The sequence below is a fragment of the Polymorphobacter sp. PAMC 29334 genome (assembly GCF_019431245.1).
Taxonomy (GTDB): Bacteria; Pseudomonadota; Alphaproteobacteria; order Sphingomonadales; family Sphingomonadaceae; genus Polymorphobacter_B; species Polymorphobacter_B megasporae.
Window position 1 is genome coordinate 1405693 of record NZ_CP080243.1, and the last position, 25320, is coordinate 1431012.

Sequence of the window (25320 nt, forward strand, 5' to 3'; positions counted from 1 at the left end):
TGGAGCGCCAAGGACGAGCCTACCCTGCCTTGACATCACTTCCTCGACGCAACCATATCGATATCGACGTCGACCTCCAGAGCGACCCATTGACCACTTGCCCACGCACCTTGGCCGACGCCGAACGCGGTCCGAGTCAATTGGGCATGACCGGTGGCGTGCGCGACCCTTCCGACAATCTGCAGCTTGAACGGTAGAGCGACACTTCTCGTCTGACCCCGCAAGGTTAGAGTGCCCTGCGCGAGATAGCCGTCCAGACCCGCTCGCCTGACCCCGGTGGCCTCGAACCGCGCGACTCGGGAATGTTCGACATCGAACCAATCCGCCGTCGGCATGGCGGAGTCCCGCTGCTGGTCTCCGGTCTTGCCGCTTGCGAGATCGACCAGTACGACGATCCGGGCCATCTCGGGATGAGCAGGGTCGAACCGGATGGCGGCGTTGAATCGTTCGAATCGACCCTGGAAGCGCGTCCCCGTCTGCGTGCTTGAAAATGCGATGCGGCTCTTGACCGGATCGACCGTCCAGTCGGAAGCTAACGCCGGCGTGGCCGCGACAAGTGCTGCGCCGGCGAAACATACAAGAGCGTAGCGGTTCATGACAATGCCTCGTCGCCGGGGGCAGATCGTGCAGGACGCCAAGGCAGCATCCGGCCAAGCACGTCGTCGTGGAGCACGTAGCGGTGGCGGAGTGCCGCACCCGCGTGGAGCACAACGATCGCCGCAAAGGCATAAGCACCCCATGCATGGACCAACGCTAACATCGTCTCGACGGCGGACTTGTCGGTCAAATCACTGAGGAAAGGCAGATGCGGCCACGGCACGACGCGGAACAGAAACGTCGGTAGCCCGAGTGGCGACGCAGAGACCACCGCCCAACCGGACAGCGGCAGGGCAAAGAGGAGAGCGTAGATCAGCCGGTGAACCCCGCTTGCCACAATTTTTTCCCAGGGAAGGCTGTCGGCTAGCTTTGGCTGCCCGTGCGAAAGCCTCCATGCCAGCCGAAGCCCTGCGGCCAGCAGAATAGTTATTCCGATTGATTTATGCAGTTGGTAAAGTCCGAATGTTCGGGCAGGCGACAGTGACGCGTGGGTCATCACCAGCCCGATCGCGATCAGAACGAGGATCCCCGCCGCCATCGTCCAGTGCAGGAATATGGCGACGGCGTCGTAGCGCTCGCGGGGACGGTTCGGCCTCATCGATCAGTTTGCGCGCGTAAAGGCGCCTGCGATCGATAATTTGACCTCATCGCCGACCAGCGGGACATATTTCGTCACGCCGAACTCCGAGCGCCTGATCGTTCCCGTGGCCGAGAAGCCGATCGTCTCGGACTTGTCGAGCGGGTTAACGCCGGCACCCACGAACTGGGCCTGCAGGATCACAGGGCGTGTGACGCCGTGTAGTGTCAAATTACCTGCAATTGTCGCGCGACCGGGGCCCTCCGAAGTGACCTTCGTAGAATCGAAAGTCGCCGTCGGGAACTTCGCGGCGTCGAACCACTGGTCCCCCTTTAGCTCGCCATCGAGCTTCGCGGACGTGGTTTGCACGGTTCCCACCGGCATGCTCACGTCGAGCTTTGCTGCAGCGGGACTCGCGGGGTCGATTCGAAGGGAGCCGGACGCTCCAGAGAATACGCCGCTGTATTCAGTGAACCCGAAATGGGAGACGGAGAAGGTGACCTGCGTGTGGCCAGGCTCGACGCTGTATGTCCCGGCCTTCACGGAGGCGGGGCTGGTCGAAGCGACCTGCTGAGCAAGACCCTGCGTAGCGAGGGCTGCCGCAAAGGCCGTCAGGCTACCGACGATAACGCGAATATTCATGTTGCTGTCCTGATTATATGATTGAGCAGGCGGAATTTTGCCAATTGGGAGATAGCTGAAACCAAAGATCGACGGGAAATGGGACCCTCAGGGTCGGGGTCCATTTAAGGACGGATCGAGAAGGTACTTGGCACCCGTCTCGAGCCCGATCATTTTGATCACCAGTTCTGGGTCGACCATGTCCTCGAGGCCGATCGTGGCATTGAAGTTCGACCGGAACGATGTGTCAATCTCGCGGACGACGCGCTGCTTGAGCTTGTCGACGCGCGCCGATCCCAAAGCCGCCATTCGGTTCATCATCAGCCAACCACCGACTCCCCAAGCGGCACCTACGGTGCGACGGATCTCGATGGTTTTCGAGTCAAGCATTCCATAGACGTAGACCTGCTTGTTGACGACAGAGCCGTACATCGAGAACGTCTTCGGGGTGAACGCGCGTTCCATGGCAGTGAGGATGTCACAGGCGAGCGGCCCCCCGCCGATCGCGTCGAAGCCCAGCGTGGCTCCTGTTTCCCTGACGAGATCCTTCAACCGTCCCCTGAAACCTTCGTCCTTGGAATTCAGCACGTGCTTCGCGCCGATGGCTTCCAACAGCCGAGCCTGTTCTGGACTGCGCACGATACTGATTAGGTCGATCCCGTCGGCAAGGCAGACCTTCACCAGCATCTGACCGAGGTTAGATGCGGCGGCGGTATGGACCAGCGCCTTGTGCCCCTCGTCGCGCATGGTCTCCAGAAAGCCCAGTACGGTGAGCGGATTTACGAAACTCGAGGCGCACGACGCCGGAGCCGTCCCCTCAGGATACAAAAGGCAATCGTCAACCGAGATACGGCGGAAGCGAGAGTACATGCCGCCGCCGAATATCGCGACTGTACGCCCAATAAGCGCTTCGTGCCTTTTACTCGCGTCCACGACCGTCCCCGCGCCTTCCAGACCGGGACACAGCGACAGGTCACGGCGCGCGGCCATCGCACCGGCTTGGCGTTCGTCGAGTGGAATTACGAGACGGCGCCGGCCACCCGCCTCTTTGACAATCGCCCGCCTGGGGTCCGCGGCGCCGAAGATCAGCCCGAGGTCGGACGGATTCACAGGGCTAGCCTCTACCCGGACAACGATTTCGTCGTTCTGCGGTTCTCCGAGGTCATCCTCTTCGAGCGATACCTCAAGCCGATCCGAGGACACCTTGGTGCGAAGCGAAAGGTTCGGGCTTTGCCGATAGTCCATCACTGACCGGCGAGCCGGGGTTCAGCCGAGAACTCGGCGGACAGACTGCGCTCGGCCGTCGAAGGTTGACACATGGCTACACTTTCATGGTGCGACAAGCGCGCCGTAGGAGGACGGCGAGGCGGTTGCTAACCCCTAAGATCGCCACTGCATGAAGATGTGAAAAGTCCTGATTTTCGCAACTTGCCGTTGCGTTGGAGCGAACGCAGCGCAACCGGAGGAAATGCTGGCACAAAAGTGGTAGCGGACTAAATAGAGCGCCAGCGCGTCAACTTGTTATCCAACTTTTTCGGGAAGTCGTTCGTCATCCGTGTCAGGGCTGAGGCTTAGGCTCCGACGGCGAGAACGGCATGCTTGCAGACTTCGCGCTGCTCAAGGCGGAACGAATCAATTCGAAGCGAGAACTTCTTTGCGGAAGCCGCGTGCATTCCCTGCGCCACGTTGACCGCGTGAAACGCGACTACCAACAACAACGACTGGGCAGATCGCCTAAGCGCGGCCGGGTCAGCGGACGTGGCGAGCGACCGGACGGAGCAGGACTGGGGCGTGTCGCTGCCAATGACATGGTATCCTTCACCACTAAATTGCGCCTCGTTTTCATAAGCATCATAGAAACGCGGTGTTCGGCACCAGTGAGTTGGTGTTCGTTAGCCTCGTGAAGACCGTCGCTCCACTCAGGCGCGTCGCCGGCTTTTCCCTTCAATATTGGGGCGGAACTGTCCGGAAAGAAACATTGTCGGGTCAGGCATCGAGGGTCGCGGCTTGATGACAGGTCATCAATCCACCGATCAACTCAGATTGCAAAGTGCGGGTCTTTTGTTGACGCAAGCTCACACTTGACCTGTGCTGATGCGCTTGCGCAGCGTCTCGCGCTGCCGTGCGTTACGGATCGAGACCGAACACTTCAAACCGCAGCTCATTGTGCCTGCTTCGACTGACATCCTCGGCTCCGATTATCGAGCCGCTGTCTCCGACGATCGGTTTGCTGCCGGACGACCGGACCCTGTTTGAACTCAAACAGCTCGACGTTCGTGCCGTGCAAAAGAGGATTTTACCACAGGAGAACGCAGTCAAAACATTGTGTTCGAACGGTGGGGTCGCTGGTGATCTTCGAAATGGGAATTATGCTGGTGGGCACTGCCGCCGTCGGTGCCATCGTCTCTGGTTCTCTATTCACAACCTGGCGCGGGCGATCGCGCCATCGCTCGCGGCCGATGAGCTGATCCGCGAGCCGACCAAAAGAAAGCCGGTGGCTACGTAATTTCGATCCATACCCGGCAGCGAGCGGGGGCTGCCTGCGGGAATGCCCCTGACCCCGAGCGCCGAGCAGATCGTCCTGAGCGTGCAGTGTTGGCGGGGATTGGCCAGCGAGGCGATTGATCCGGGTCAGATCCAAAGGACCCCGGGATTGCAACCGGAGACGCATCATCCTTCATTAGCCGCGAGGTGTCGAAGGCAATCCTCCGGGTCTAAGGCAATCAAGGCGGCGTAGTCCGGTCGGATCGCGACTGTGACCGCCGCCGTCGCCGGCGCCGTATCCGCAGACCGGCTTGGTCGTATCATCGACGTTTTCTAACATCCGCCACGCACGCGCCGTCGCTCTTGCCGTCAGTCGCCGATCCACGTCCACTCGGACGCTGCCTCACGACAACCGCCGTTCGGTGCGCCTGTCCATGCCCGCCCGCGGACGACTCGACCCGATGCAGCACCGGTCGGCTTGCCGTCCCGCAAGGCAAACATCCCGTTGACGAGCACGTCGGACACGCCGGTCGCCAGTTGGTCGGGCCTCTCGTAGGTCGAATGATCCGAGATCGTCACTGGATCGAAAACAACGACATCGGCATATTTGGCGACCTGGAGGCGACCGCGGTCGGGCAGCGACAAGTTGTCGGCCGGCAGGCTCGTCAGCCGCCGGATGGCGTCGGGCAGGGTCGCGTCATGCGTCTCCCGAACGTAATGTCCGAGAACTCGGGCGAAGTTGCCGTAGGCGCGTGGATGCTCCTTCGACAGCTTGAAAGCGCCACCGGGCGACGGTGCTCCCGCGTCGGACCCGAAGCTCATCCACGGCAGCGCGACCTCGCGGCGGACGTTGTCCTCGGTCATCAGAAAATACGCGACGCCGACGCGGCTGCCGTCCTCGACGACGAGATCCATTGCCGTCTCCTCAGGCGACTTGCCGCGCATCGCCGCAACCTCGGCGAGCGTCTTGCCCGTCAGCGGCTTCAGCGCCGGACTCTTGAACGCAAGCAGCACCATGCCCTTCGGCCCAGCCCCGGCATACATGTTCTCCCACGTCGTCGGGTGCGACGTCCGCATCTCGGCGACAACACGTGCGCGGATCTGAGGGTCCTTGAGCCGTTCGGCCCACTTCGCATAGCCGCCTTCCTGAACCCAGTTCGGCATGGCGGCGTCGAGCCCCGTCGCGCCCGCGGTATAGTTGTACATGTCGGCGGTGATGCGCACGCCCTTGGCCCGCTCGGCCTCGATCATGGCGACGACCTTGTCGAGCTTCCCCCAGTTGTCGCGGCCTGCCTGCTTGAAGTGGTAGATCTCGGCCGGGGCGCCCGAGGCCTCGGCGATGTCGAACGTCTCCTGGACCGCCGCCCCGAGCCGGTCGCCTTCGTTGCGGATGTGGGCGATATACATGCCGCCGCAGGTCGCCGAGACCTTCGCGAGGGCGATCAGCTCCGGCGTCTTCGCATAGACCGCGGGGTTGTAGATGAGGGCGTCGGTCACCCCGAGCGCGCCGTCTTCCATCGCGCTCCGAACCAGGCCCTGCATAGTCGTCAGCTGGCCGGGCGTCGGCCGGACATCCCCTTCACCCAGGACGTAGGTCCGGACCGTGCCCGCGCCAACGAATGACGCAATGTTCGGGGAGATGCCCTTCTTCTGCAACATCGTCAGATACTGGTCGAGCGTCGTCCAATCGACAGGATATCGGATGTCGCCCTGTTCCTCGACCGCGGCCTTGCGCATCGTCTCATTGATCGGCCCCATCGAGATCTCGCCCATGACTTCGAGCGTCACGCCCTGGACAAGGTCGGATAGGGCGCGGCCGTCCGCCATCAGGCTCTCTTCGGGATGCGCCAGCATGTTGATGAATCCCGGCGCCACGGCCTTCCCCCGCGCATCGATCTCGGCCTTGCCGCGACCGGCGACGTGCGGCGCGATTTCGGCGATGCGATCACCGGTGACCGCCACGTCGCCGACGAATGGCGCACCTCCCGAACCATCGAAGATCTGACCGCCACGAATGACGACGTCGTAGGTCGGCTGCGGCGCGGCCACGGTCGTCGCCGAAACGGTGGCGAGCAACAGGACGGAAAGCAATGCCGGGCGCATCTCGATCTCCTTGATTGTGAGAGGTCAGTGATCGGGCAAGTGCGCCGTCGACGGCGGCTTGCCGGCAAGCGACGCGGCGACCGCCTCGGAGGCCGCCATGACACGGAGGATGTTGCCGCCGGCGAGCTTGGCGAGATCGGCATCGCGCCAACCGCGGCGGGCCATCTCGGTAAGGAGGGCCGGGTAGGTATCGACCCCGCCAAGGCCCTCAGGGAGCGCCAAGCCGACGCCGTCGAAGTCGCTGCCCAGGCCGACGTGATCCACTCCCGCGACCTTGGCGATGTGATCGATGTGGTCGGCGACCATCGCCAAGGTGACCGGCGGCGCGGGATGCGCCTTTTGCCACTCTGCCATCGCCGCCTGCGCCTTGTCGGGCTGGCCGATGTAGAGGCCGCCGTACGGTGGCGCGTTCAACCGCGTCTTCTCGGCGGCCTCTTCCGCCGACCAGAGCCGGTAGGCGTCGGAGACGTAGGCGGGAGCGAAGTTGACCATGACCACGCCGCCATTGGCCGCGACGAGCCGGAGGACGTCGTCGGATACATTGCGCGGATGATCGTCGAGCGCGCGTGCGCTCGAATGCGAGAAGATGACGGGGGCCTTGGTTGCGGCCAGCGCCGCGCGCATCGTCGCCTCGCTGACGTGGCTGAGATCGACCAGCATGCCGAGGCGGTTGAGTTCGCCGACGACCGCCACGCCGAATGGCGTCAGTCCGCCATGAACCGGATCGTCGGTAGCCGAATCGGCCCAGGCGAGCGTCTTGACGTGCGTCAGCGTTAGATAACCTGCGCCGAGGTCATGATAGGCGCGCAGGACCGACAGGTCGGCGTCGATCTGGCCGCCGCCTTCGACGCCGATCATCGAGGCGATGCGTCCGCTCGCGTGGATGCGGCGGACGTCGGCGGCCGTGCGTGCCAGCGCGAAGTCGCGCGGGTAGCGCGCGACGAAGTTCTTGACGAGGTCGATCTGGTCGAGCGTCTCCTCGACCTGCTGCAGCGGCTGCAGGTCTGCCGACACGAAGACAGACCAAAACTGCCCGCCGACGTGGCCGCGACGCAGCCGGGCGATGTCGGTGTTGTATGGGGGGGACCTCATCTCCAGCCCATGCGTCAGGTCGATCGTCCAGCGACCGTCGCCCTCGCGTTCGCGCAGCACCTCGGCCCAATCGTTGTGCCCGTCGATCAGTGGCGTCGCGGCGAGGATCTTCGCGATACGCGCGTCCTCTGTCGGAGCCGCGCACAAGGGCGATGTTGCCAGGAGGAGCAGCGCCGCAGCTGCACGCCAAGTGGAACCGTTCATCTCAGCCGTCCTCCCCGATAAGACACGAAGCGCCTTGGCTTTCCGTCAGCAGCGCCGAGGCGACGTCGGGCAGCGCCTGCATCTTGGCGAGGATCACACCGGCGCGGTGCTCGTCGAGCGTCGCCTCGACGATGCGCATGGCGAGGCCCGAGGTCGAGCGCGTCATGCAGATGGTCGCCGGCAGCAGATCCTGCTGCGCGAAGAAGCCGAGCAGACGGAGCGGCAGTTGCGACGATGCCGCGCCTTCGACGACGAACACGTGGCCCGGGGCGGTCATCGGCGCTTGCCGCGAAGTCCGCCGGCATCGGCGCGCTCCCCACCACTTCCGGCGCCCACCGTCGCCCGGTCCTCGTGCATCGTGAGGAGCGTCTGCATGTGCTCATCGTCGGCACTCGACATCACGCCGAGCACCTCAGCCTCTTCACATCCTTCGGCGGCGAGATACGCATGACCCATGCTCGAGTCGAGATAGATCGATCCACCCTCTTCGAGGATTACGGGGTCGTAAAATTCGCTCGTGACGACGACCCGCCCCTTCAGCACGAAGATGTATTCCTCGCCCGCGTGCCGGACCAACGCCCCGAACTCTTTGGCGGTCTTCGCGCGGATCTTCACGATGACCGGGATCATCCGCTTTTTCCGCAGCTCGGTGCAGAGGTAGTGGTAGTCGTAGTTGGCGGTCTCCACGCGCACCGAATGCGCGATGCTGCCGACGCTGCGACGCGCCGTCACCGGCTGGACGAGCGCGTCGTCGTCTTCGGCGAACAATTCGGACATGCGCATGCCGAGGCGCTGGCTGAGCTGCAGCAGCTTGTCGTACGATAGGGTCAGACGGTCGTGCTCGACCTTCGACAAAGTCGATACCGGAATGCCGCTTTTGGCTCCCATCTCCTTCAGCGTCCATCCGTTGCGGCTGCGAAGGTTGCGCAGGAGGGCGCCGAGTGTTGGGGCCGACGATGACACGAAGCGAGCTCCCAGAGGATGATTGACGAATTCTCCATTCGGGATCAAACCATCCCAATCGGACTTGTTACGCACGATCCTATCGGGTGAGGTCGGGGCGGGCAAGTCGGTCACTTGAGGGAGTAGGGCATGCGGCGGCTGGCGACATTCATCGGACTGATCGGGCTGCTGGCCGGCGGCGCGCAGGCCCAGGTCACCTCGGCTTCGAGTCTCGCCCCCACGGCGTCGAGCGCGACGGTCATGCCATCAGCGACCATCGCGGTGGGCAGCGCGGCCCACCCGTTGTCCAAGGCCGACGTCGACGCGTGGCTCGACGGTTATCTGCCCTATGCACTGCGCGCAGGCGACATTCCCGGCGCTGTCGCGGTTGTGGTCAAAGACGGGAAGATCCTGACCGCCCGCGGCTTCGGCTTCGCCGATCTCGCCACACGCACACCGGTCGATCCGGAGAAGACGCTGTTCCGGCCTGGTTCGGTGTCGAAGCTGGTGACGTGGACGGCGGTCATGCAACTCGTCGGCGAGGGCAGGCTCGACCTCGACCGTGACGTCAATACATACCTCGATTTCACGATCCCGCCCTACGCGGGGAAACCGGTGACGCTGCGCCAGATCATGACCCATACCGCCGGGTTCGAGGAGGCTGGGAAGGGCATCATCTCCTATGACGCCAAGGATGACGTCGGCATCGCTGCCTATCTCAAGCGCTGGACGCCGCGGCGCATCTTCGCGCCCGGAACCACGCCCGCCTATTCGAACTGGGCGACCACGCTGGCCGGCTACATCGTCGCGCGCGCTTCGGGCGAGGACTTTGACACCTACGTCGAGCGTCATATCTTCGACCCGCTCGGGATGCACGACTCGACCTTTCGTCAGCCGCTACCGGCCAACCTCGCCTCTCAGATGGCGACCGGCTATCCCAAGCCGGGTGAGGCCAAGGGCTTCGAATTCGTCGTCCCCGCTCCGGCGGGAGCGCTTTCGGCGTCGGGCACCGACATGGGTCGGTTCATGATCGCCCATCTCCAACACGGCGAACTCGACGGACAGCGGATCCTGCCGGCGGCCGTCGCCGACATGATGCACGACAGCCCGCTCGGAAAGGTCGATCCGCTGTCGTTGATGCCTCCGCTCAACCGCATGGAACTCGGCTTCTTCGAGACCAACATCAACGGTCGCGAGGTCATCGGCCATCTCGGCGACACCAGCGCGTTCCACACCTCGCTCCACCTGTTCATGAAGGACGGCGTCGGTCTCTACGTGTCCTTCAACAGCCCTGGAAAGGCGGGTGCGGTCGGTGCGCTCCGGACCGCGGTGTTCGAGGATTTCGCCGACCGCTATTTCCCGACGATCGCCGCAGCCGACGGCCGGGTCGATGCGACCACGGCCAAGCGTCACGCCGAGATGATGGTCGGTAACTGGACGGCCAGCCGGAGGGCCGATTCGTCGTTCCTTTCGGTCGTCTACGGCCTGATCGGACAGACGACGGTATCGGTCGGGTCGAAGGGCGAATTGGTGGTGCCAAGCCTGATGGCCCCCGGCGGCCGTCCCCGGCAGTGGGTCGAGATCGCCCCGTTCGTATGGCGCGACGTCTATGGACACGAGCGGCTGGCGGCGAAGGTCATCGACGGCAAGGTTGCCCGCTGGACCTTCGACCTCGCAGCGCCCTTCGAGGTGTTCCTGCCGGTCGCCGCTGCAGTATCCGCTTCGTGGCTTCTACCAGTCGCATACACCAGCATTGCCGTTCTTCTGCTGACCGCGCTCTACTGGCCGGTGACCTGGTATGCGCGGCGGGTCTATCGCGCATCCCATCCCCTGACGGGCGTGGAGCTGCGGGCCTATCGCGCCACTCGGGTCATGGCGGCGCTCGAGATCGCATTGCTCGTGGGGTGGGCCGCATTGGTCGCGGCCATCTTCGACGGCGGGACCCCGTCGCCGACCATGAACGCGGTGCTCACCGGCCTGGAGTTCGGCAGCATCGTCATCCTGTTCGGCACCGTGCTGATCGCCGGCTGGAATCTTGTCGCAACCTGGTCAGGAGAGAGACGGATCGCCGCGAAGTTGTGGAGCGTCCTGATCGTCGCTGCGGCGGCGATCCTGCTTTACGTCGGCGTCGTCTTCCATCTCACTACCTTGACGACGTATTTCTGATGGCACAGCTTTCCATGGAAGTCGTCACCGAGACGCTCCGCCTCGCCTCGCCGTTCCGCATCGCGGGACATGTCTTCGAGACGTCGGACGTCGTCGTAGTCACGTTGAGCGACGGCGTGCATCGCGGCCGGGGCGAAGCGTCGGGCGTGTTCTATCTGCACGACGACCTCGATAACATGATCGCAGCGCTGACTGCTCGTCAAACCGCTATCGAGGCCGGCCCGAGCCGCGAAGAATTGCGCGGTATTCTTCCGCCGGGCGGCGCCCGTAACGCAGTCGACTGCGCACTGTGGGAGCTGGAGGCGGCGCGTGCCGGTCGGCCAGTCTGGGACCTCGCGGGAGTCGGCGAGCCGCGGCCGCTGCGCACCACGTTCACCATCGGCGCCGACGCGCCGACGGCTATGGCGGCGACGGCGACGGGTTATGCGCAGGCGCGGTCGATCAAGATCAAGCTCACCGGCGACGTCGGCCTCGATGTCGCCCGCGTCGCGGCGATTCGGGCAGCGCGGCCCGACGTCTGGCTCGGTGTCGACGGCAACCAGGGGTTCCTCCGCCACCAGCTCGTCGATCTGCTGCCGCAGCTGGCCGCGCTCGGCGTCGACCTGGTCGAGCAGCCGCTCGCGCGGGGCCGGGACGCCGATCTGGAGGGGTTGGATTCTCCGATCAGGATCGCGGGCGACGAAAGCATACTCGGCTTGGATGACGTCGCCAGCGCGGTCGGCCGGTTCGACGTCATCAACATCAAGCTCGACAAGTGCGGCGGCCTGACCGAGGGCCTGCTCATGGCGGCTGAGGCGCGACGTCTCGGTCTCGGGGTCATGGTCGGGACAATGGTGGGGACCAGCCTCGCGACCGCCCCGGGCTTCGTGCTCGGCCAGGTCTGCGATCTCGTCGATCTCGACGGCCCGACGTTCCTGGCGGCCGACCCGGCACCATGCGTCGTCTACGCCGACGGCACGGTCTGGTCGGGTCCGGAGGTATGGGGATCGGGCGCAGAATGACCACCGAGCCGCGGGGATGGTTCGGTCAGCCGCGCGGTCTAACCGTGCTCTTCCTGACCAACATGTGGGAGCAGTTCTCCTACTACGGCATGCGTGCGTTGCTGGTCTACTACATGACCAAGTCACTGCTGCTCGGGCAGGGGACTGCATCGCTCGTCTACGGCACCTATACCGCGTGCGCCTACTTCACTCCGATCGTCGGCGGCGTCGTCGCCGACCGCTTCCTCGGCAAACGCCGTGCGGTCATCGTCGGCGCATCCATCATGGCGGTCGGACACTTCATGATGGCCTTCGACGGACTGTTTTACCCGGCGCTGGCGACGATCGCGATCGGCAACGGGCTGTTCCTGCCGACGCTGCCCAGCCAGATCAACGACCTCTACGCGGCGGACGATCCACGGCGAGCGTGGGCCTACAACGTCTATTACGTCGGCATCAACATCGGCGGGTTCCTCGCTCCGCTCATCTGCGGAACGCTTGGCGAGGTCTACGGCTGGCACTACGGTTTTGCCGCCGCCGGCGTCGGCATGGTCGCCGGGCTGGCAATCTATCTCTGGGGCGGACAATACCTTCCGCCTGAGCCGATGCGTGCAGTCGCCTTGCAGGACCGGGGCCGTTTCGACCGATCGACGATTGGCGTCCTCGTCGCCGTGGCGCTGTCGGTAACGGTGTTCCGCGGCGCCTACGAGCAGGTCGGCAACACCGTCGCGCTCTGGGCGGACGCCGCCGTCGATCGGCGGGCTGGAAGCATGACGATTCCTATGACGTGGTTCCAGTCGCTGAACCCTCTACTTGTCATGATCATGACGCCGCCGCTTTTGACGCTTTGGCGACGGCAGGCGGCGGCGGGTCATCAGGAGAGGGCGACCCGGCGCATGGCCATTGGCGCGATCGTAGTCGCGGGTGCCTATATCATCCTCGCTGCGGTCGCCGTTGGCGATGGCCGCGCCGACTGGCGCTGGCTTGTCGTTTTCTTCGCCGTGTTCACACTCGGCGAGCTGTTCGTCCTTCCGACCGGGCTCGGCCTCTTCGCGCGTCTCGCTCCGCGGGGCCTCGGCGCGACGACCGTCGCGGCGTGGTATCTGACGATCTTCAGCGGAAGCCTGTCGGCGGGATTGGTCGGCACGGTCTGGACCCGCATGAGCCACGCCGCCTTCTTCCTGATGCTCGCCGGGATCGCCGGGATCGCGGCGCTTCTCCTGGCGGGCGTTGGCCCTCTCGAACGGACGCGAATGTTGCATAAAAGAGACGAAGAAGATTGATTCTCCGATTGGGATTAGACTGTCTTGTGCGGGACATATTTGCGGCAGTAGGTTTGTTGGATCGCGCTTGCGCACTCGAGGGGACCTGAAAATGACCATCCGCGCCGCATTGCTCGCCTCCGCGTTCGCAACCATCAGCGTCGGCGCGCTTCATCCGGCGGCCGCGTCCACCGCCGCCGAGGCCCCTGCAGCCGGCGCGGCGGTGGATGCGCCGAGTGGTGAAGACATCATCGTAACCGCGCAGAAGCGCTTGCAGACGCTGATCGACGTGCCGCAATCAATCTCGGTCGTCGGACAGGATGCACTCGAGCGAAATCAGGCGGTCAGCTTCCAGGACTATCTCAAGCTCGTTCCCGGACTCCAGCTTGAAAGCAGCACGCCCGGGGTCGAGCGGCTCATCATCCGCGGCGTGAACACCGGCGGTGTCGTCTCGACGGTGGCGGTCTACGCCGACGAGACGCCGTTCGGATCGTCGAGCGGCCTCGTCAACGGTGCGATCCTCGCCGGCGACTTCGACACTTTCGACGTCGCGCGGATCGAGGTCCTGCGCGGACCGCAGGGAACCTTCTACGGTGCGAACTCGCTCGGAGGAGTCCTCAAGTTCGTCACGAACACGCCCGACACCAAGGAGCTGATCGTTCGGGGCCGCGGTGGCGTGGAGTCGGTCAAGGGCGGCGACGTCTCCTACTACGGCGACGCGGTCGTCAACGTCCCGCTATCGCCGACGCTGGCGGTTCGCGCCTCGGGCTTCTACCGCCGCGACGGCGGCTTCATCGACTCGATCGGCATCGCCGGCTCGGACAAGCAGAACAACATCAACAGCGACCGTATCTATGGCGGCCGCGCCTCGCTTCTTTTCACGCCATCCGACCAGTTCTCAGTGCGGTTGAGCGCCATCCTGCAGAACATCGACGTCAACGCGCCCTCGACGGTCGAAAGCGATCCGAACACGCTCGCGACGCTCTACGGCCGCCCGGTGCTGTCGCAGTTCGTTCCGTCGTTCAACCGCTTCCAGTATCGGGTCTACAACGGCACGGTCCACGCCGATCTCGGCATCTTCGACGTCACCTCGGTGACCAGTTACGCGACCGAACACCAGATTATCCAGACCGACGTCACCAACAACCTCAGCGGCCTGATCAACGCCGTCTTCAAGGTACCGAACGAGCTCTATCTCGCCCAGAACACCGACAGCGACAAATTCACCCAAGAAGTGAGGCTCACCAAGTCGCTCGGCTTCGTCGATCTCCTCGGTGGCGCCTTCTACACCCACGAGAAGGGCTTGATCCGCCAGGAATATGTCGCGCTCGTGCCGGGCACGACGACGCTGGCGACCGGTCTCCCCCAATTGGCGCTGGTCAACCTGCGCTCGCGCTACGAGGAGATCGCGGGATTCGGCAACGCGACCGTCCATCTCGGCAGCCACTTCGACGTCGACCTTGGTGGGCGCTACAGCCACAACTCCCAGGACGCGACGCAATCGAACGCCGGAGCGCTGGTCGGCGGCACGTCCACCTTCCCGACCGCGCGTTCGTCGGAAGGCGTCTGGACCTACTCCGTCGCGCCGAAGATCAAGATCGATCCCGACTTCACGGTCTATGGACGCGTCGCCAAGGGCTTCCGGCCGGGCGGCCCGAACGTGCTGCCGCCCGCGGCGCCAGCGGGAACGCCCGCGAGCTTCTCGTCCGACACACTTACGAGCTACGAGGTGGGGATCAAGGCTCAGACCCCTGATCGGACCTTCAGCATCGACGCAGACGTCTTCACGCTCGACTGGAACAACATCCAGCTGCTCGCGGTCGTCAACGGCTTCGGCATCAACGCCAACGCCGGACTGGCCAAGAGCGACGGCTTCGAAGTGACCGCGACCGTGCGACCGACTCCCGGCCTCGATCTGTCAGTCAACGGAGCCTACACCCACGCCCGCCTGTCCACCGACACGAGCGCCCTTGTCGGCGGCAAGGTCGGCGACGCCCTGCCGTTCACGCCGACCTACACGATCAACCTGAACGGCGATTATGGCTGGGATATCGGCCGCACGGCGAAGCCGTTCGTCGGCGCTTCGGCGCGCTTCCTGTCGAAGATCCCAGGCGCGTTCGACAACACCTACCGCACCGCGAACGGCCATCAGCGCTATCTACCGTCATATGTCGCGGTCGATCTCCACGCCGGGGTCGATCTGGGCAAATACTCGCTCGAAGTCTACGCCAGGAATGTCGGCAACGCCGAAGGCAAGACGTCGACGGGCGCGGTCACGGCGAACGGCGCGAACGTCAACCCGAACGGGGCGATCGCGACCGGCGTCATCCGGCCGCGGACGATCGGTTTGTCCATCACCGCCGCACTGTAGTGGCGACGGCCAGCTCATCGGGACTCGCGGCACGGATCGTTCCCGAGCCCGAGCACCTGCCCGGACCCTATCTGGTGTTCCTCGGCGATGTCACCGACCCCGGCTTCGCCAAGACCGCCTTCGGCCTGCGTGACTGGGCGGGTGACCGCTGCGTCGGTGAATTCTCCGCGCCCGGTGCCACGGTTAGCGCCGGGCTGCCGCGGTTGACCCCCGCCGCCGCGGCCGCCCTCGGCGCACGTGCGGCGATCATCGGTGCCGCAGTCCAAGGCGGCCAGGTGGCCGACAGCTGGATCGCGCCGCTGATCGAAGCGCTGGAGGCGGGGCTCGACATCATCAGCGGAATGCATCAGCGGCTCGGCGACGTCGCCGCGCTCGCCGCGGTGGCGGCGCGCAACGGTCGGCGGCTGATCGACGTGCGCGTTCCGCCGCCGGGTCTCACCGTCGCGACCGGGGCCAAGCGGTCGGGCAGACGGCTGTTGACGGTCGGCACCGACTGTGCGCTCGGCAAGAAGTATACTGCACTGGCGCTCGCGAGGGCGTTCGCTGAGCGTGGCGTCGACTGCGACTTCCGCGCGAGCGGTCAGACCGGGATTATGATTGCGGGCAACGGCATACCGCTGGACGCCGTCGTCAGCGACTTCGCCGCCGGTGCCGCGGAAGCGCTTAGTCCGGCCTCGTCAGTCAGCCATTGGGACGTAATCGAGGGGCAGGGGTCGCTGTTCCATCCCGCCTACGCCGCGGTGTCGCTCGCGCTGCTGCATGGCAGCCAGCCCGATGTGTTCATCGTCTGCCACGACCCAACGCGCACGCATGTCCTCGGTCTTCCGGGCATGCCGCTGCCGACGATCTCCGCCGTGATCGAGCAGACCATTGCCCTCGGGCGCCTGACCAACGCGGACATCCGCTGCGGCGGTATCGCCTTCAACACCTCGGCTCTGGGCGTTGATGCGGCCTCGGCGCTGATGGCCCGCGAAGGTGCCTTGCTGGGTCTTCCGGTCGCCGACCCAATTCGCGGCGGTTCCGCGTTCGACGTCCTCGTCGCCGCCTGCCTCGGATGATTGCAGGCGGCCCGACGCGCTTCGCGCGCTTCGTGCTGCCGGGCCTCGCCTTCAAAGCGGTCGTCATTGGTGGCGGCTACGCCACCGGTCGCGAGCTCGCCGAATTCTTTATCCCCGCCGGCCCGTGGGGCGGCGTCGCCGGTATGGTGCTCGCGACCGCGATCTGGAGCATCGTCGCGGCGCTCACGTTCGCGCTGGCGCACGCGATCGGGGCCTACGACTACCGCACCCTCTTCCGAGCGCTGCTCGGTCCCGGCTGGATTGCGTTCGAGATCGCCTACCTCCTCTTCGTCGTCGTCATCCTGTCGGTCTTCGGCGCCGCCGCCGGCACGATCGCCGCGGCGACGTTGGGTGTGCCGCAGATCGCCGGAACCCTGGCGCTCGCCGCGGCGATCGTCGCCGTCGCCACATTCGGAACCCCGGCGGTCGAAGGGCTCTTCAAATACGTCTCGTTCATGCTCTACGGCGTTTACGCGATGTTCCTGGTCCTCGCGGTCTTCAGCTTCGGGGGCGGGATTGGCCATGCGTTCGCCATAAGTCCGGCGCCGCACGACTGGGCGGTCGGCGGTATAACCTACGCGAGCTATAACATTGTCGGCGCCGTCGTCATCTTGCCGGTCCTCCGCCACCTCACCGGTCGCCGCGATGCCATTGTCGCCGGCCTCATCGCGGGGCCGCTGGCGATGGCTCCGGCGATTGTCTTCTTCACCGCGATGACCGCCTTCCTGCCGGCGATCGCAACCGCCGCGCTGCCGTCAGACGTAATGCTCACCGCGCTCGACGTCCCGGCCTTCCGCCTGCTGTTCCAGGCGATGATCTTCGCGGCGTTGCTCGAGAGCGGAACCGGTGCGGTCCATGCCATCGCCGAGCGCGTGAACACGGCCAGGGGCCGTGACCTCGGTCGCGGCGGTCGCGCCACGCTCGCCGCGGCAGTCGTCGTCGCCTGCGTCTTCGTCGCCGACCGCTTCGGTCTCGTCGCGCTGATCGCCGGAGGCTACCGGCTCCTCGCCGTCGTCATCCTCGTCGTCTATATCGTGCCATTGCTGACCGTCGGACTGATCCGGCTCCAGCGGGCACCTCACCCGGAGGCGCTATGAAACTTCTCCGCCTGTTCGCGTCGCTTGCGATCGCCGCTCCTGCCGCCGCAGCTCCGCCGCCAGGCTTCGCCGCCCGGGTCGAGAGCCTGCGCGTCGCCGCCGGCATCCCCGGCATGAGCGTCGCCATCGTCGAGAACGGGGCCCCGACGTTCGTTCAGGGCTTCGGCGTCCGCGCACTCGGCAGCCCCGCCAGGGTCGATGCCGACACGATCTTCCCCAATGGTTCAACAGGCAAGGCCTTCACCACCGCCGCGCTGGCGACGCTGGTCGATGCGGGCAAAATCGGGTGGGACGATCGCGTCATCGACCACCTGCCGTGGTTCCGCATGTACGACCCATGGGTTACGCGCGAGATGACGATCCGCGACCTCCTGGTCCACCGCAGCGGCCTTGGCCTCGGCGAGGGCGATCTGCTGTTCGTCCCGAGGACGACGCTGAGCCGCCGTGAGACTGTCCGTCGCGTCGCCTTCCTCAAGCCGGCGACGAGCTTCCGCAGCGCCTATGCCTACGACAATATCCTCTACATGGTGGCCGGGCAGCTGATCGAGGAGGTCAGCGGACAGACATGGGAAGACTACGTCACCGCCCATGTCCTTCGTCCGGCGGGGATGACCGTGTCGACGACCGGATCACCCGAACACTTCGCCACCAAAAATCGGGCGTTTCCCCACGCCCGCTTCAGCGGGGGCCTGCGCGGTGCCGGCGATCAGGAGCGCCTCGACGAACGCGACGAACTCGGCCGCAACGCCGCACCGGCGGGCGGCATGGCGGTGAGCGCCGCCGACATGGCGCGTTGGATCGAAGTGCAGCTCGGCCACGGCGCCCGACCCGACGGCAAACGTGTGTTTAGCGCCGCGTCGGCGGCGACGATGTGGACTCCACTCGTGTTCCAGCCGATCGCCGATGTCCCCGACGACCTCGCCGCGACGAAGCCAAACTTCTCCGGATATGCGCTCGGCTGGGACGTCCGCGACTACCGCGGAGTCCGCGTCGTCTCGCATTCGGGAGCGGTGTTCGGGTTCCGTGCGCTGGTCGTCATGGTGCCCGAGAAGAACATCGGCTTCTCCGTCCTGATCAACGCCGAGGACGGCGCTCCCGTCCGCGGCATCATGTACGAGCTGCTCGATCACTACCTGGGTGCTCCGGACGGCCACTGGCCCGAGAAGTATGCGGCCTTCGTCAAGACGCGGACCGATGCGGCGCTGGCGACGCAGGCTGCAGCGGCGGCGCATCCGGCCGCCGCCGGGCCCTCGCTGCCGCTGCCGCGCTACGCCGGGGACTACGTCGATTCGTGGTATGGGCACATCGCCGTGTCGACGACCGCGACTGGGCTCGCAATCGACTTCAAGACAACGCCGCGAATGACCGGGCCGCTCGAGCACTACCAGTACGACACCTTCATCGCCCGCTTCGCCGACAAGGGAATCGAGCCCGCTTACGTCAGCTTCGCCCTCGACGCCTCAGGCGCGGTCGACCGGGTGACGCTGAAGCCCGTATCCCCGCTGGCCGACTTCAGCTTCGACTATCGGGACCTGCTGCTTACGCCGGCGCGCAAGTAGGACTTCTGTCGCTCGAAGCGCCGCAACCCGAAAAGTGGGAAAAAATACAATGGGCAACATGGTCGTCGAAAAGATACTTCTCGGCCTGACGTCGCTGGTGGCGGTCACCATGGCGCCGGCGGCGTCCGCTCAGGATCGCGTCGGAGCCCGGACGGCGGCCGGCGTAACCTACGTGCAGCCCAAGGACTGGACCGTCGCCACCCATGGCGCGACGATTGTGCTGTCGGCGCCCGAGAAGGATCTCGACATCGCGGTCGTCGATGGCATCTCGGCGCCGACGGCTTCCGCAGCCGCCGCGAAGGCATGGCCTTCCTACACGTCCATCGCGCCGCGCGCCGTCCGCCTGCTCGCGCCGGAGGCAGCGCGCGACGGTTGGGACGAGCGGGTTTCGATCCTCTATGAGACGTCGCCCGGAGAACGCGCCGTCGCGACGGCAGTAGCATTGCGCCACGGCGCAAGCTGGACGGTCGCGTTCATCAACGGATCCGACGCGACGATGAACAAGCGCGCGGCGGCGGCGGACCTCATTGAGCGAAGCCTGCGTCCCGCCGGCTATGTGCGCGAGACCTTCGCCGGCCGGACAGCGCACCGGCTGACCCCGGAACGCATCGCCGCACTGCGCGACTTCATCGCAACCTCGGCGCGGACGCTGGAAGTCCCCGGCGTCGGCATCGCGCTGATCGATAAGGGCCACGTCGTCTACGAGGGCGGCTACGGCGTCCTCGCGCTCGGGTCGCCGAAGCTGGTGACGGCGCACAGCAAGTTCATGATTGCATCCAACACCAAGGGAATGACGACCCTGCTGCTCGCGGTGCTGGCTGACGAGGGCAGATTGCGTTGGGATCAGAAGGTCACCGAGCTTTATCCAGCGTTTCGTTTGGGCAGCGACGCGACGACCCGCGCGACCGAGGTGCGCCACCTCGTCTGTGCCTGCACCGGACTTCCGCGGAAGGACTTCGCGTTCATCCTCGCCGATGGCCGTGCCCCGGCGGCCGACACGTTCCGGCAGCTCGGCGAGACCCAGCCGACCAGCGCATTCGGCGAACTGTTCCAATACAACAATCTCATGGCGTCGGCGGCGGGCTACGTCGGCGGTGCGCTTGCCTACCCCGGGATGGAGATCGGCGCTGCATACGACAAGGCGATGCAGACCCGCATCTTCGATCCGCTCGGGATGAACGACACGACGTTCGATCGCGAGGTCGGCGAGAGCGGTGACGCGGCGCAGCCGCATGGCTATGATATCGATGGCCGCATGACGCTCATGTCGAACCACTTCAATCACCTGATTGCCCCCTATCGGCCTGCCGGAGGCGCATGGTCGAGCGCCTCCGACATGGCCCGCTACGTCGAGCTCGAGCTATCGCAAGGCGTCGCACCCAACGGTCGACGCGTCGTCAGCGCGGCTAACCTGCTCGAACGCCGACGTCGCGGGGTATCGACCGGGGAGGACGCCTGGTATGGCATGGGGCTATTCGACGAGATGGTCGACGGGGTGCATGTCGTAACGCACGGCGGCACCCTGCAGGGCTTCCACAGCGATTTTTGGGTCCTGCCGGATGCTGGCATCGGCGCAGTCCTGCTGACCAACGCCGATTCCGGACCTGCGATGTTCGCGCCATTCCTCCGTCGCCTGCTCGAAGTGGCCTACGACGGCAAACCCGAAGCCGCGGCGGAGGTCACCGCCGCCGCGGGGAAGCTCAAGGCGGAGGCGAAGGCGCGGCGAGCCCGGCTCACCGTCCCCGGCGACGCCACCGCGCTCGCGAACCTCGCGCCGAAGTATCGCGACGCGCAGCTCGGCAACGTGATCACGATCGACGACAGGAACGGCGTAAGGTGGATCGAAGCAGGGGCGATCGAGGGTCCGTTGGCGACCCGGAAGAACATCGACGGCACCCTGTCGCTGGTCTCCATCGGACCGGGTGGGATCGGGGTCGACGCCGTGATCGGCCAAACCAACGGAAGCCGGACGCTCACCATCCGCGACAGCCAGCACCAATACGTCTACACCGAAGTCCGCTGACGCTGCCATTCGCCGATACGACATCGTCGAGCGGTCCTGGCGCAACGCCGGTAGCACGATAATCGCGCATGGCGTCATCCGAATGCAGGTAGACACGTCGACGCTCACCGACTGCAGCGCCGTCGACGACGTGATCGCGCGGTGGAAGGGGCGCTGAGCGGCCCTTCCACCGCGACCCGATCGACCCGCCAAGGGTTGTATCAGAGTGCCGAGATGTATTGTAGGCGGCCGGAATCGATGGACGTCAGACCGGCTTGGTCGATTTGGATCGCCCTCGCAGCCAGCGGCAAATGCTCACCGTGTTTCGCGGCCCGGCGGAGCCTAAAAAAAGAAATTTGGGCCGTTCGAATAGCCGAACCGGCCTCGGACCATCGGATGTGTGAGAGCGTTGAGCAACGCTGCGGGATGAAGCGGTTATATGGTCGTGGCTGGCTCAAGCGCCGTCTCGCCTCCAAGAGCCGCGTGTAGTTGAATACTCGGGATCGGCAATGGGCGATCGCCTTGACTCCTGTTCGTCATCGCGACTTCCTCCGCACATTATTCCGCGTCGCCTCATCCGCCGGGCACTACCCGCACGGGTACGGTCTGCGGCGCGGCGTCAGCGGACGTCTTCAGATTGATGAGCTGCTCGATGATGGCGATGATATGCACGTCCCGCCGGCATAGTCGTTGGGCACTGACCACCGCTGACCGTGGACGGTTGTCGACGCCAGCGCGACGCCGGCGACGCCGTGCGTCAGCGTGAAGAGCGGCCGCTCTCCGATCATGAATGTCCCGCCGGGATTGCCCTCCGCTGCACGCAGTTAGTCGCCGACGACCGAATGACCCGCACGGTGGAGCCGAAGCGATTCCTTCGCCTGAGGATGTTCAACGGGACGATTTTGTTCGTCATTCCGGCCACTGCGCCGTTGTACTCGACGGCGATACGCTGCACCGTCGTCGGCTATCCTCACGAGGCGAGGGCGAGCATCGTCACGAGTGACCATAAGGCCTTCATTGCTTAGCCTGTTCTTCGATTGGACAGGGCTAAGCAACTAGCACGTCACTCGGCTATAGACGCGACGGATGCAGCGTAGTGAAGTAAACGGTCAGACGTTGCGGCGCGCTGTCTGGCCTACCCGGATGACCGTTCTACTCAAGCCTTTCTAATGGAACCCGCCTGTCCCATGACTCCCGACCAGCGATACGGCCCGCTGCGGCTCCCCGTCGCCGCCGCGGAAGCAGCCACCTACCTCAAATCTCTCGGCCTGACGCCCCGCAGCCCGATGAAGGATCTGATTGTCGATGCAATGGAGCCCGATTTCAGCTTCGACATCGCCGCCATCGAGGCGCACGTGCGCGACGGAACCGTGCCGATCAAGCTATTCGACCTCCGCGTCGAGGAATGGAATCCATACGGGGTGAGGGTGGTGAACGGCACGGTCGGTCAGGACCCCGGTGGCAACACGGATCTGATGTATGCGGCGAGCATGCTGCCCGCCCGCGCTTGCGAGCCCGTGATCGTGATCGATCACGGTCCCGAAGGATACCAGCTGATCGACGGCTCCCACCGCATCGCGCGTGCGTTGATCGAAGGACGAGTCGTCCAAAAAGCTGTGATCCTGAAGCGCGGGGACGTCGTGCACATGCGGCGCTCCGAGCACGTGGTCGAGCGTTTCATGAGACGGTGTTCGGCACGTATCGAAGTCAGGAAGGTGGACGGCGCGGTGCATAAATAAGGCGGTGAACTGTCTCAGGAACCGTATTGCTGACCCCGAGGGAAGTATTCGTGTCCGCGGGACAGAGCCATCCGCGCCTCGGAATGCAAGACGGGGCAGGGGAGAAGGCGACGTCAGCGCATTCCCTCCGAGGTCGCCTCCGCTGCAGCATCGCTGCGGGCGATCAGAGGCCCAGCAGAACCCGAAATAGCATCCCACGGTCATCACCGCCGATAGCCAGCCGCCGCTTCGGCGCTACTAGTGCCTTCAGGCTTCCGATGTTCCGCACGAGGCCCGAGATCGGGTTCGTGGGATTGTTTGATCAGGCCAAGCGGCACCCGACTTTGTCGCGTTGACGATGAGGGGCGGGAGCCTTCGCGGCAGGACAGTAGGGCAAAGTCGCCTATCGCCGTATGGTCGCGTTATCGACGCGCATGGCATAAAGCCGCATATTGGCGCACGATTCGTCGCCGAGGACGCCGGCAAGGCTACCAGTCCGCTGCGTCGGGCAAACAGTTGAGCAAGGTAGTCACCGATGTGGCCGACCACTACCTATCTCGTGAAGTTACGAGAGATGAGTGTTTGGCAGACCCGCAATGCCGGGGAGCGCAGAGGTTCAGGCCTTCATCAGGCACGTGATCAAGAAGTCCTGAGTCCTCCGAATTTTTTTATGCGTGGGGACAGGGCGATGGTATTACGTATTTGCGTCGAGGCACTTCACCCGCAGATATGGCCTAAGGCTTTTGCCGTTAAAGGATGTGAAATGGCGGAGACGCGGGCGACGGCGGCCACCTTGAAACGGCGGATCGGAGTCTGTGCGAATGTAGCTGAGTTCTTCGGCAACGGAGTTTTAGACGCGCGGAGCGTCGCAGCGCGCCGTCGATGCATGATCACCTATGCAGGTCGCGTCTGCGCGGTTCTTGCAGTCGTCGCGGTCACGGCTGCTGGTCGCTCCGATCCGGTGGACCCTGCCTTTTCAGGACGGCTTCTTTTGGTTGCGTCGGACGGCGACATGGAGGCGCAAGCCTATGCCGGTGATGTCTTAGGTCGTCCCGAACGCGACCTGCTCTCGATCTTCACCATTAACGCGAACGGCATGCCCGCGCTGGCTGCCACCGTGCCGGTGCCGAACTCGGTCGTCGGGCCGCCGGCGTCGCTGACGACCACACCAGACGGGCGCTATGCGATTATCGTCGAGTCTCGTGGAAACCGCCCGAAACGTGCGGACGCTCGCCTCATCGATCTGCCGCCCGGTCGGGCTATCACCGTCGTCGACCTCGGCGACCCCGTACGGCCGGTCGTCGTTCAGCGTATCGCCGGGCGCCCCGGGCCGATCTCGGTCTCCGTCAGCCCTGACGGCAAGCTGGTCGCGATCGCCTACGACACAACGAAGTCGGGGGAGGCACCACTGGACGTCCGTGACTTCGACCGTGGACAGTTGAGCGCAGGCCGGTCTCCCCCGTTACCCGGTTTCGAGCGGGGTGAATCGCTCAAGAATGCGGCGTTCGCGCCGAACGGTACGCTGGCGCTGGTGTATGCGACCAAGCCTCGATTGTCTCTGGTTAATATAGTCGGCGCGGGCGCCGCGACGGCGCTGACACGCTGGGGCGACGACGTTCCGCTCGGGCGGACGCCCTTCGAGGTCCGCTTCACGCCCGATGGCCGGTTTGCCTTGGTGAACGACATGACCGTTCCGCCGACGGGCGACGACGTGCGCGGAACCGTGACCAGCATTGAACTGGACGCTGCGCGTACGCCTGAGGGATCGCCCGTGCACCGGATCGTGTCCACGGCGCGGACGGGCGTGCAGCCGGAAGGGCTCGCCGTGAGCCCAGACGGACGCTGGATCGCCACCACCAATCTCGAACGCACTGCCTACAAGGCCGGAGATGCTCGCCAGGGTTTCTTCGCGTCGGTGACGCTGCTGCGGATCGATGCGCGAGGCCGACTGGTACGGGTCGGCGATTACCCGTTCGCCGGCATCATTCCGGAGGCCGCAGCGTTCGACGACACCAGTCGGTTTCTCGCGGTCGCGGTCTTCGACCACCTGTCACCGCAGATTTCAAGCGGATCGCTCGACATCTGGCGGATTGCGGGCGACTTTCAGGATCCGACCCGGACGGAACTAGTGCCAACCGGCATCTCCGTCCCGCTCGCCCGCGGTGCACAAAGCATGTCGATCGTCCGAGCTTGCTGCACGGAATGACCAATAGCGGCGCCCGTCACCGCCGATATGCTTTAATGATCCTAGATGCGGATCGCCCTCGAGGCCCGTCCAGTCAGGAGGCTTATGATGGATGGTTCGCTTTGGCAGCGAGCATCTCGCGCCGCCCACGTTCGACGGCAGCCTGGTTGTGGACGGGGAAGTCCGGCATCAACCGGCCGTGGGCGGCTTGATAGGCTTCGGCGAGAAAGGGCCGTGCGCCATGTCCAGAACGTGCGCGACCCGCGCGGCTACCGACGGCGGATGGCTGGCGTCTTTCTCGC

The 25320-nt window shown here is 64.9% G+C and carries 18 protein-coding genes; 10 read left to right on the plus strand and 8 right to left on the minus strand.

The genetic code is table 11. From position 1 onward, the window contains the following. Positions 1 to 35: 35 nt before the first annotated feature. The 8 genes from KZX46_RS10605 to KZX46_RS10640 all read right to left on the minus strand — a co-directional run bounded on the left by KZX46_RS10605 (position 36) and on the right by KZX46_RS10640 (position 8641). Entirely contained in the window at positions 36 to 596 is a 561-nt protein-coding gene (locus KZX46_RS10605; RefSeq protein ID WP_219776546.1) for a YceI family protein, read from the minus strand. Then, complete coding sequence (locus tag KZX46_RS10610) at positions 593 to 1195, minus strand: cytochrome b (protein ID WP_219776547.1); 603 nt, start codon at positions 1193 to 1195, stop codon at positions 593 to 595. The genes KZX46_RS10605 and KZX46_RS10610 overlap by 4 nt, the downstream gene beginning before the upstream one ends. Before the next feature lie 3 nt (positions 1196 to 1198). After that, positions 1199 to 1816: a YceI family protein gene (locus KZX46_RS10615; RefSeq protein ID WP_219776548.1), complete on the minus strand. Its 618-nt coding sequence runs from the start codon at positions 1814 to 1816 to the stop codon at positions 1199 to 1201. Between the two features lie 87 nt (positions 1817 to 1903). Next, positions 1904 to 3040, minus strand: a complete 1137-nt coding sequence (locus tag KZX46_RS10620) for a zinc-binding dehydrogenase (protein ID WP_219776549.1) — start codon at positions 3038 to 3040, stop codon at positions 1904 to 1906. A gap of 1608 nt (positions 3041 to 4648) precedes the next feature. Further along, positions 4649 to 6382, minus strand: a complete 1734-nt coding sequence (locus KZX46_RS10625) for an amidohydrolase family protein (RefSeq protein ID WP_219776550.1) — start codon at positions 6380 to 6382, stop codon at positions 4649 to 4651. 24 nt (positions 6383 to 6406) lie between these two features. Then, positions 6407 to 7678: a dipeptidase gene (locus KZX46_RS10630; RefSeq protein ID WP_219776551.1), complete on the minus strand. Its 1272-nt coding sequence runs from the start codon at positions 7676 to 7678 to the stop codon at positions 6407 to 6409. 1 nt (position 7679) lies between these two features. Continuing rightward, complete coding sequence (locus KZX46_RS10635; RefSeq protein ID WP_219776552.1) at positions 7680 to 7955, minus strand: hypothetical protein; 276 nt, start codon at positions 7953 to 7955, stop codon at positions 7680 to 7682. Next, positions 7952 to 8641, minus strand: a complete 690-nt coding sequence (locus KZX46_RS10640) for a helix-turn-helix domain-containing protein (RefSeq protein ID WP_219776949.1) — start codon at positions 8639 to 8641, stop codon at positions 7952 to 7954. The genes KZX46_RS10635 and KZX46_RS10640 overlap by 4 nt, the downstream gene beginning before the upstream one ends. Positions 8642 to 8770: 129 nt before the next feature. Between KZX46_RS10640 and KZX46_RS10645 the strand changes: the two genes are divergently transcribed. The 10 genes from KZX46_RS10645 to KZX46_RS10690 all read left to right on the plus strand — a co-directional run bounded on the left by KZX46_RS10645 (position 8771) and on the right by KZX46_RS10690 (position 25039). Next, the gene (locus KZX46_RS10645; RefSeq protein WP_219776553.1) at positions 8771 to 10786 is read left to right on the plus strand and encodes a serine hydrolase; all 2016 of its coding nucleotides are present in this window, start codon (positions 8771 to 8773) and stop codon (positions 10784 to 10786) included. After that, on the plus strand, positions 10786 to 11787 hold the full coding sequence (locus KZX46_RS10650) for a dipeptide epimerase (protein WP_219776554.1): 1002 nt from the start codon (positions 10786 to 10788) through the stop codon (positions 11785 to 11787). The genes KZX46_RS10645 and KZX46_RS10650 overlap by 1 nt, the downstream gene beginning before the upstream one ends. Continuing rightward, positions 11784 to 13049 (plus strand): peptide MFS transporter, encoded by a 1266-nt coding sequence (locus KZX46_RS10655; RefSeq protein WP_216710015.1) that lies wholly within the window; start codon positions 11784 to 11786, stop codon positions 13047 to 13049. Before KZX46_RS10650 ends, KZX46_RS10655 begins: the two co-directional genes overlap by 4 nt. Before the next feature lie 91 nt (positions 13050 to 13140). Beyond that, on the plus strand, positions 13141 to 15399 hold the full coding sequence (locus tag KZX46_RS10660) for a TonB-dependent receptor (RefSeq protein ID WP_216710014.1): 2259 nt from the start codon (positions 13141 to 13143) through the stop codon (positions 15397 to 15399). Then, positions 15399 to 16457: a DUF1611 domain-containing protein gene (locus tag KZX46_RS10665; RefSeq protein WP_226896216.1), complete on the plus strand. Its 1059-nt coding sequence runs from the start codon at positions 15399 to 15401 to the stop codon at positions 16455 to 16457. Before KZX46_RS10660 ends, KZX46_RS10665 begins: the two co-directional genes overlap by 1 nt. Beyond that, positions 16454 to 17554, plus strand: a complete 1101-nt coding sequence (locus KZX46_RS10670; protein ID WP_216710013.1) for a hypothetical protein — start codon at positions 16454 to 16456, stop codon at positions 17552 to 17554. The genes KZX46_RS10665 and KZX46_RS10670 overlap by 4 nt, the downstream gene beginning before the upstream one ends. Continuing rightward, on the plus strand, positions 17551 to 19113 hold the full coding sequence (locus tag KZX46_RS10675; protein ID WP_219776555.1) for a serine hydrolase: 1563 nt from the start codon (positions 17551 to 17553) through the stop codon (positions 19111 to 19113). Before KZX46_RS10670 ends, KZX46_RS10675 begins: the two co-directional genes overlap by 4 nt. A gap of 49 nt (positions 19114 to 19162) precedes the next feature. After that, positions 19163 to 21136: a serine hydrolase gene (locus tag KZX46_RS10680; RefSeq protein WP_219776556.1), complete on the plus strand. Its 1974-nt coding sequence runs from the start codon at positions 19163 to 19165 to the stop codon at positions 21134 to 21136. Between the two features lie 1166 nt (positions 21137 to 22302). Beyond that, the gene (locus KZX46_RS10685) at positions 22303 to 22854 is read left to right on the plus strand and encodes a hypothetical protein (RefSeq protein ID WP_219776557.1); all 552 of its coding nucleotides are present in this window, start codon (positions 22303 to 22305) and stop codon (positions 22852 to 22854) included. Between the two features lie 865 nt (positions 22855 to 23719). Then, positions 23720 to 25039, plus strand: coding sequence for a lactonase family protein (locus KZX46_RS10690; protein WP_219776558.1), 1320 nt, complete (start codon positions 23720 to 23722; stop codon positions 25037 to 25039). The last annotated feature ends 281 nt before the right edge of the window (positions 25040 to 25320 follow it).